Raw genomic sequence first — 800 nt, 5'->3', positions numbered from 1 at the left:
CGGGCAGGGTCTCGATCTCGGCCAGCGCCGCGTCCAGCCGCCCGTCGCGCAGCGCGGCCTCGGCGCGCGACAGCACGGCGTTGACGGTGTCCCCCTCGGAAGGCTGGGTCGCACGCAGCTGGAAGGTGTCGCGCAGGAAGCCCAGCGCCCGGCCGCCCTCCTCGCCCGACAGCCCCTCGCGGCGCGCCAGCGCCAGCGCGGCGCGGGCGCTCTCGGGAAAGCTCTCGATCAGCTCGGCGCGGCTCGCCACGCCTTCCTCGGCATGGGTCACCAGTGGCTCGGGCACCTCGACGGGCGAGGCGGCCTGCAGCTCCTCAATCGTGTCGGCATAGGGCTCGCCGGTCTCCAGCGCCGCCTCGACCGTGGCAAGCACGGCGCGGGCCTGGGCGCGGGCGGCCACGGCGGCGGCCTCGGCCTCGAGCTGGGCGGCGGTGGATTCGGCGGCGGAGATCTCGCCCGCCGCGGTCTCGGCCATGGCGGCGATCTCGTCGGCCTGGGCCTGCAGCCGGGCGCGCAGCTCGTCGACCTCGCCCTGCCAGCGGGCCACGGCGTCCTCGGCCAGCGTGCCGTCGGCACCCTCGTCGAGGCGGGTCTGCAGCGCGGCGACGCGGCTCTCGAGGTCGGAGCCGAGCGTCTCGATCTCGGAGTCGAGCGCATCGACCCGGCTGCCGAGATCGGCGATGCCGCCCGCGCTTTCCTCGCGCAGCCGGGCCATGTCCTCGGTCAGCGGGGTGAGGTCGGCGGCGGGCGGCAGCGCGGCCAGCTCCTGCTCCAACGCCGTGAGGCGGGTCTCGGTCTCG

Annotated in this window: 1 protein-coding gene; it reads right to left on the bottom strand. The window is 76.5% G+C overall.

All coding sequences use genetic code 11. The annotated features are described in order from the left end of the window. A partial coding sequence (locus FD715_RS22635) for a COG4223 family protein (protein ID WP_370455446.1) occupies nt 1-800 on the bottom strand: 800 nt, incomplete at both ends.

Origin of the sequence: Tateyamaria sp. syn59, from assembly GCF_007995245.1 — a bacterium.
GTDB lineage: Bacteria > Pseudomonadota > Alphaproteobacteria > Rhodobacterales > Rhodobacteraceae > Tateyamaria.
This window is presented reverse-complemented; position numbering and strand designations above follow the sequence as displayed.